This is a genomic window from Aromatoleum evansii, assembly GCF_012910805.1.
GTDB lineage: Bacteria > Pseudomonadota > Gammaproteobacteria > Burkholderiales > Rhodocyclaceae > Aromatoleum > Aromatoleum evansii.
Window position 1 is genome coordinate 168,026 of sequence record NZ_WTVK01000002.1, and the last position, 8,022, is coordinate 176,047.

4 protein-coding genes and 1 pseudogene are annotated in these 8,022 nt (G+C 72.4%); all 5 read left to right on the plus strand.

The annotated features are described in order from the left end of the window. Positions 1–83: 83 nt before the first annotated feature. The gene (locus GO615_RS01860) at positions 84–1,022 is read left to right on the plus strand and encodes a hypothetical protein (RefSeq protein ID WP_169125340.1); all 939 of its coding nucleotides are present in this window, start codon (positions 84–86) and stop codon (positions 1,020–1,022) included. Positions 1,023–1,034: 12 nt separating this feature from the next. After that, entirely contained in the window at positions 1,035–3,548 is a 2,514-nt protein-coding gene (locus GO615_RS01865) for a coiled-coil domain-containing protein (RefSeq protein ID WP_169125341.1), read from the plus strand. A 153-nt stretch (positions 3,549–3,701) separates the two neighbouring features. After that, positions 3,702–5,450, plus strand: coding sequence for a hypothetical protein (locus GO615_RS01870; protein ID WP_169125342.1), 1,749 nt, complete (start codon positions 3,702–3,704; stop codon positions 5,448–5,450). After that, positions 5,447–7,330: a hypothetical protein gene (locus tag GO615_RS01875; RefSeq protein WP_169125343.1), complete on the plus strand. Its 1,884-nt coding sequence runs from the start codon at positions 5,447–5,449 to the stop codon at positions 7,328–7,330. The genes GO615_RS01870 and GO615_RS01875 overlap by 4 nt, the downstream gene beginning before the upstream one ends. A 4-nt stretch (positions 7,331–7,334) precedes the next feature. After that, positions 7,335–8,022, plus strand: a pseudogene (locus tag GO615_RS01880) (hypothetical protein); the annotation flags it as partial.

Below are 8,022 nucleotides of genomic sequence, written 5' to 3' on the forward strand. Positions count from 1 at the left end.
CCCTTGAAGGGGAGGGAGCGTCCGTGCTGCTCTCGACCTACATCACCTCATTACCCGCTGAGTAATAGCGAAGGAGAAAGGGCATGAGCCAGCCCGACGACAACTGCGACGCGAGCCTTGCCGGCGACGGCCGCTTCGAGGAGGCGCTAAAGCGCGTGAGCTACGAGCCCGGCATGCTGCTCGGGCTGGAGGCGACGCGCGCCGAGCAGGACTACCACCGGCGCCGCGCGACGCGCCACGGCTACTGGCTGCACGGCGCCGGCACGGTCGCCGGCCTGCGCGTGAGCATCCGCGCCGAGGATCCGGGCAACGACACCGACCCGGTGCGCGTGCGCCTCGTCGTGAGCCCCGGCGTCGGCGTCGACGGCCTCGGGCGCGAGATCGGCGTGCCCGAGCCCTACTGCGTCGATCTCGGCGCCTGGCTCACCGCCCAGCACGAGGACGATGACCTGTGGGGCGCGCTGATCCGCGACGGCTACGCCGCGGCCGACAACCTGCTGTGGCTGAAGGTCACGATGCGCTACCAGGACTGCGCGAGCGGCCTGCAGCCGGTGCTCGCGACCGAGGTCAATGCCGGCACCGACCCGGTGCAACCCAGCCGCGTCGCCGACTGCGTGCTGTTCGAACTCGTCGCCGAGCGCCCCGACGACGCGCCCACCGAGGAACACCTCTTCGCCGCGCACAGCCGCATCAAGCCTTATGACGAGATCGAAGCGAACCTCGGCGAGCGCGAGCGCGCGCAGGTCGAGGCCGCCGCCGGCGCCGCGCGCACCCAGCTCGAACTCGGCGCGCGCCTGCTGCATTCGCTCGGCGACGACAACCAGGCGCTGGTCGCGCGCCAGGCCTTCCTCACCGACCCCGCGGTGCTCGCCCGCACGCTGCTCGCGCGCATCGCGATCCGCCTCACGCCGCCCGCGCCCGAGCCGGACCTGATCGTCAATCCGCGCCGCATCGAGGTCGACAACCTCGTGCGCCCCTTCCTCTTCAACGCCGCCGCGCTCGCCCGGCTGATCCGCGCTTAAAAGGGAACCGCCATGGCCAACATCCGCTTCACTCCGCTCCGGATCGGCACCACCAACGCGGCCGGCGAGCGCATCTCCAGCATCGACCCGCTGCTGTCGCGCACCAATTACTTCGACGGCCAGCTGCTGAAGGCCTCCGACCTCAACCGCGACCAGATCTACCTCGACGAACGCCTGCTCGAACTCGGCCAGGTGTTCGGCGCCGGCATCGTGCGCGGACTGGAACTGAGCCTGCGTTCCGGCCACGTCCTGCAGGTGGAGCCCGGCATCGCCATCGCCCCCTCGGGTCGCGTGCTGCAACTCAACAACCAGCCGCTGACGATAGACCTCCTCAACAGCGGCCTGATCGCGACGCTCAACGACGGCCGCTTCCGCAGCTACGCGCGCGGCCTCTACGCGCTGGCGCTGACCCACGCCGAGGTCGTCGACGGCGTCGCCGAAGCCTTCCCCAAGGACCTCGCCGCACCGCGCCGCCCGCACGTCGCCGCTTGGGCCGAAGGCGTCGAGCTGCGCCTGATGCCGCTGCCCCTGCCGCTGCCGCGCCAGGACGAGATCGCCGTGCGCGCGACCCTCGCGCGCGAGCTGCTGTCCGGCGGCGAGCGCCTCGCGCTGCCCTCCGACGACGCCGTGCCGCTGGGCCTCATCGCCGTCGAGCGCGGCCGCATCCTGTGGCTCGACCGGGGGCTGCTGCGCCGCCCGCAGCGCGCGCTGAACACCCCCAACGCGATCCAGCAGGATCTTGCGACGCACTACCTCGAACTCATGCAGGCGGTGCTCGCGAGCCGCCAGAGCGCGGGCCTGCGCGGTGCCTTCGCCGCGAGCCAGTACTTCCGCGTGCTGCCGCCCTGGGGGCCGATCCCGCAGGATTGCATCGACCCGGTCGGCGGCCGCCAGCAATTCTTCCCCAAGGACTACGAGGTCAGCATCGCGCCGGTGCGCCGCGCCGAGCTCGCCGCGGTGCTCGCCGACTCCGCCCACCTCGCGCCGATCGACCTCGAACGCGACGCCGACTGCGACATCATGGTGCTGGTGCCGATGAGCGACACCGCCTTCGCGCTGCGCGCCCGCCAGCTCGAAGCGCCGGCCGAGGTCGTGCCGCGCGCGCTCGGGCGCCTCGCGCGCCTCGACCGCCTCGCTCTGCGCATCCTGCCGCAGGCCCCGATCCACCGCGTCGACACCGATGCCGACGTGTGGCGCGCGATCTGGGCGGAGCTGAATCCGTCCGAGCTGATGTTCGTGCGCCGCCCGCCGCGCACCGCCGAGACCGCGGTCAGTGCCGTCGTGCTGGCGCTCGGCATGACGCTGCCGCCGCCCGGCTCCGCGCTGCCGCCCGATGCCGCAGCGCTGGAGGAGCAGCTCGACGCCGCGCTGGAGGACGTCGACGCCGCCGAGGAGGCGCGCGCCGCGCTCGAAGCCGAGATCGCGCGTCTCAAGGTGCGCATCGCCGAACTCGAAAAGGCCCTCGCCGCCGCCGGGGGCGGCACGCCCGCCGACACGCTGGCCGAAATCGAACGGCTCAGGCTCGCCCTCGCGGCCGCGCAGAAGGAGATCGAGGCCCTCAAATCCGACGACCGCAACGCCGCGGTCCTCGCCAACGCGCTCGAAGCCGCCAGCGACCGCATCGACGCGCTGAAAGCCGAACTGGACGCCGCGCGCGCCGAGATCGAACGCCTGAAGACCACCAGTGCACCGATCGACGAGACCCTCAAGCAGCGCATCGAGGAACTCGCCGCGGCGCTGGAAGCCGAGCGCGCGAAATCCGCCACGCTGGAGCAGGAACGTGCGGCCCTCGCCGCCCAGCTCGACGCCGCGAAGCTGCGCATCGCCGAACTCGAAGCCCAACTCAAGGACGCCCTCGCCAAGCTCGAAGCGGCCGGCGGCACCGACGCCGACCTGCTGGCCGCGCGCGACGAGATCGCCAAGCTCAAGGCCGAGCTCGATGCGACCCGCACCGCGCTGGAAACCACCCGCGCCGAACTCGCCGACGTGCGCGCCAAGCTCGACGCCAGCCTCGCGCGCGAAGCCGCCGCGAACACCCGTATCGCCGAGTTGCAGAACGCGCTCGCCGCGGCGAACAACGAAATCGCGACCCTGCGCGCCCGCATCGCCACGCTCGAAACACAGCTCGCCAACGCCAACGCGACGATCGAGCAGCTCAAACTCGAAGCGGCGCAGACCAGCAACCTCGCCACCGAACTGACACTGGCGCTCCTCGCCCGCGCGCGCGGCGCCGGCGACTCCGGCATCAAGGCCGCCACCACCGCCGACACGATGATCGGCGGCAACGACCGCGCACGCATCGCCGCGGTGCAGATCGTCGGGCTGGCCGACCGCCGCCTGGATCCCGCGCTGTGGCCCACGATGCCCGCGCTCGCGCGCTTCGACCTCGGCGTGTTCGAGAAGCTGCGCGACCGCTTCCTCGACGCCGCCGGCGACCTCGACATGGCGAAGTTCTTCCTCGAGGAGGGGCCCAACTTCGGCCTCACCGGCACGCAGCTTGAACTGTGGAAGCGGGTCGTCGGGTGACTGCCATGGAGATGCCGCATACCGTTCGGGCTGAGCTTGTCGAAGCCCCGCCACCGCCCTTCGACAAGCTCAGGGCGAACGGGGGTGGGAGTTCGGAACGAGCGGACGAATCCGATTGCCGCTACTGGAATCAATAGGAGGCGTTGAGCAATCATGGCCACCCCATCCTTCCTCTCCCCCAGCCTGCTCGCCGCCCTCGCGCGGCGCCCGGCGCTGACGCTGCTGCCGCGCGTGCCGGTCGAGATCCGCCTGCACGACCCGGAAAAACGCGCCGACGATCCGCGCCGGCTCAACCTCTTCCCCGGCCGCGCGCTGGGCGAACGCGAGTTCGAGCGCCTGCAGGCCTATGTCGACGACCGCATCGCGCCGCTGCTCGCGAGCCTCGAACCGGGCATCGTCGAAGGCCTACCCTGCGCCTTCCTTGGCAGCGGCGCCGACACCCGCGTACGCGTGCAGCCAGGCCTCGCGGTCGGAGCCGCCGGGCAACTCATCCGCCTCTTCTACCCACTCGACCAGGCCTGGACCGACCTCGCCGCGCAGGCCGAGCGCGACCAGGACGCACCGCTGCGCGACGGCCTCTTCCTCGTCACGCTCCGCAGCGCCGTCGAGCCGATCGACGACCCCACCGACCAGGAGCCCTGCACCCGCACCGAGCCCGACCCGCTGCGCGAACGCCGCATCGAGACCGTGTGCCTGCTGGGACTGCAACGCATCGCCGGCAGCCCGCGCCTGATGGCGATGCCGCAGCGCCAGGCCGCCAACCGCATCGGCGCGCGCCTCCTGCGCGAGTCACCCTTCCGCGAGGATTCCGGCGCCGTGCCGCTGGGCCTCGTGAAGGTGGTCGGCAAGCTCCCGGTTTGGTTCGATCCGCTCGCCGGGCGGCTACTCGCCGAGCCCGACGCCGCCGCCCACACCCTGCTCGCCCACACGGTTGCCGCACTTGAAAGCTGGCAGCGCGAGCACCGCGACCCGCTGCCCAACGTGCCGACGCAGACGCTGTCCGAGCTCCTCGGCCTCGACTACCTGCCCGCCGCCGGCCCGCTTCCCGCCGCGTTGCTGCGCAACCCCGCCGGCAAGACACCGACGCTCGCCTTCCTGCCCGCCGACCTGCAGGTCGAACTCGCGCCCGTTCCCGCCAACACGATCGAAGGCGTCGTCGCCGACGAACTCGCGCGCGGCACGGTGGACCTCATCCACGGCCTGGGCGAACGCATCCGGCTATTGCTCGCGATCCCCGACCTCGACTACCGGCGCGACCTCTTCGACCTGCCGCAGCGCGACACCAGGCTCGAAGACGAACTCTTCCGCCGCGCCGAGGCGGCGACGCGCGCCTACCAAATGTGGAAGAAGCAGTGGTTCGCGCTCTTCCACGGCCTCAGCGCCCAGCAGTTGCAGGCCCTGCGCGCCCCCGCGCTGATCACCACGCCGCCGCCCGACCCCGACCAGTACCGCACCCGCCTCGTCGTCAATCGCGCCCGCACCCTGCCGGTCATCGCCGCGCCGCTGCTGCTGACCCACGCGCTGGTCACCCACGTCGACGCCGTCGCGAACCGCAGCGAGCTGCCCGAACCCTATGCCAGCCACGTCGCCGAGCCGCATCCCGCGCCGGAGGACTACGAGCAGATCCCCGACGAGCAGCCCGCAGGCAACGGCCTGCTGCGCGAGCGCGAGGACCTGCGCGCCGATATCCGCCATCTCGAAGCCGCGCTGGACAAGAGCTTCCGCCTGCTCGAAGAGGTCAACGACTTCCTCGGCCTGCAACGCCAGCAGCTCGACGCGCTGACCGTGTCCTTCAGCGCGCTCGCCGGCGGCGTACCGGGCGACGGCCTCGGCGCGAAGCTCGTGCGCTGGACCACCAAGGCGAACTTCGTGCCCAAAGCCACCACGGAGAACCCGTCATGAGCGACATCCTCAACCGCTTCACGGCCAACGCCACGGAATTCACCGAAGTGAAGCTCGCCGCCGACGCGCCACTCCTCGACCTCTCGGGCGCCGTGCAGATGGAGCCGACGATCTCGGCCGGCACGCTGGCCGCCCTCGCCGGCCTGCAGTTCGAGGCGCAGCCCAAGGAACCGCTCACCGACCCGGTCTTCAGCAAGGCGCCGACGACGGGCAAGGGCATGCTGTCGCACGTCGAGCTGATCCGCGACAGCTTCCTCAACGTGCGTCGCGATCTGCTCGACCTGCGCGACAAGGCCAACGCGCGCCAGAACCAGGCGAAATCGCTGATCGACCGCCTGTGCGACTTCCTCGACGACTACCTGAAGCCCGAGGAGCTGCGCCGCCTCGGCGTGATCGACGATGACAGCCAGGCGCGCCCCTTCCGCCTGCTCGTCGCGCCGGACCTGCACAGCACCGAAGGCGTGCTGCTGCGCCCCAAGCTCGACCTCGCGATTCCCCGCCCCGGCGACACCGGCCCCGACGGCACGGCCCATAACGACGAATCGGCACTGTTCGCGGCCGGCAAGGTCGTCGCCGACGACATCCGCAAGATCGAGGCCCTGCGCGGCGCACTCACCGCCCTGCGCCGCCGCCACCAGCAGGCGCTCGAAGACCTGCGCGCACGCCTCGCCGCCCTCGAAGCGGACATCCCCGGCGAGATCCGGACCCTCGACGTGCGCGAGCGCGAGCGCACCGAGGCCCTCGACGACTATGCCGTCGCCCAGCGCCTGCTCGCCGAGCACTGGCGCGAGATCGAAGCCGCCTACGCCGAGCGCAAGCGCGTCATCGAAAGCCATCAGGGCCTGTTCTACGTGAAGGTGCGCGAGACCCCGCTCGGCCGCACCCTGCCCGACCCGCTGGACCTGCGCCCCGCCTCGCCCGACGACCTCGTCCCGGGCTGCGCCAACCGCGACACCGCGCTGCCCGCCGCGCTCGGCCCCTTCATCGAGGCCGTCTACGACATCCCCGCCGGCGACTGGGCGAACCTGCGCCCGCTCGGCCACCTGCTGCCGGGCCGCGCGATCCTCGCCGGCCTCGTCGACACGCGCCGCCAGAAGCTCGCGCTGCGCCTCAACCGCGCGGTGTCGGCGGAGACGCCGGTGCTCACCAGCCTCGTGCAGCAGAACCACGCCCTCGTGCGCGAAGTCGCCGCCCGCCCGTTCAATGCCGGCGCACTCACGGAACTGCAGCGCCAGGGCAGCGCGATCCTCGCGCTCGACGACCTCCTCGCGATCCCCTCGCCGCTGCTGCGCGACCCGGCACGCGCGCTGCACCAGCGCCTCGATGCCGCCGCCGGCTGCATCCTCGCGCGCCTGCGCACCATCGCCCCGTCGATCCGCCTGCAGTGGTCCACCCTGGCGGAAGCCAACCGCCTCGCCGTCGAAACGCCCGAACGCTGGCCCGGCCTCGCCGACGCCGAGGAGCGCGACTTCAACGGCGTGCGCACGCTGGTCGAGCTCATCGCCTGGTGGTTCCGCCAGCTCGACACCGACGCCTCGGGGGTGGCCCGCACCGCGATGCGCAACCTCGTTCGCGCCTGCCTGCTGCTCGCCGCCAGCGACGACCCGCGACAGCTCATCCAGGGCACGCTCAAGACCCTCCCGGGGCGCTTCCGCATCGGCGAGGCGCTGCGCCTCACCCTCAACCGCGAAGCCGCGCCCGGCACGCTGCTGCAACTCTTCGACGACAGCCAGCGCGTCATCGCGACCCTGCGCGTCGACGACCACGACGACCAGGGCACCGTCGCATCGGTCGCCACCATCCTCGACCCCGAAGTCGAGCGCAACCCGGGCGCGGTGCTCAACACTGCGCTGCGCATCAGCGGGCTGAACCGGGGCTGAGGCGATGTTCGCCGCCGGCGACGACCTACGGATCGGCCGCGTCCTGCTGCGCGGCACCGCGCCGGCCGTCGAGCACGCCCGCGCGACGCTGCCGGCGGCGCTCGCCCGCGCCCCCTGGCCTGCCGACGAAGCCATCGTCGTCGTCCGCCGCGTCGCCGTCGGCGGCACCGCCACCGAGCTGCCCGCCCGCGCCGCCGCCGCCGCCGACCATCTCGCCCGCCGCGCCGCCGACCCGTGGAGCCCCGCCGCCGACGCCGCCGAGGCCGTGCGCTTCCGCGACGCCCTCGACTACCGCGCCTGCCTCGTGCGCGACCTCCTCAAGGGCACCGCCGCGCACCGCTGGCTGTGGCGCCACCGCGCCGCGCTCCTCGCCCGGCCGGCGGCCGAGGCGCTCGCCGAACTGCTGGCCGAGGACGCCCTCGCGCTGCCCACCCTCCTCGAACGCCCCGCGCTGCGCGACACCCTGCCGTCGCTGTGGCTCACCCTCGACGCCCCCGCCGCACGCACCGTCCTGTATGCCATCGGCAGCGCGACCGGCTGGCAAAGCGCCATCACAACCGCGCTCCTTCCGAGCCTGCACGAACATCCTGCGGAAAAGCGAAGCGCATCCCGCCACACGGCGCCCGCCCCCTTGGCAACGACACCTACGGCGACGCCTTGGCCCAATGCGGCCTTCGGCTCATCCCCCTGTC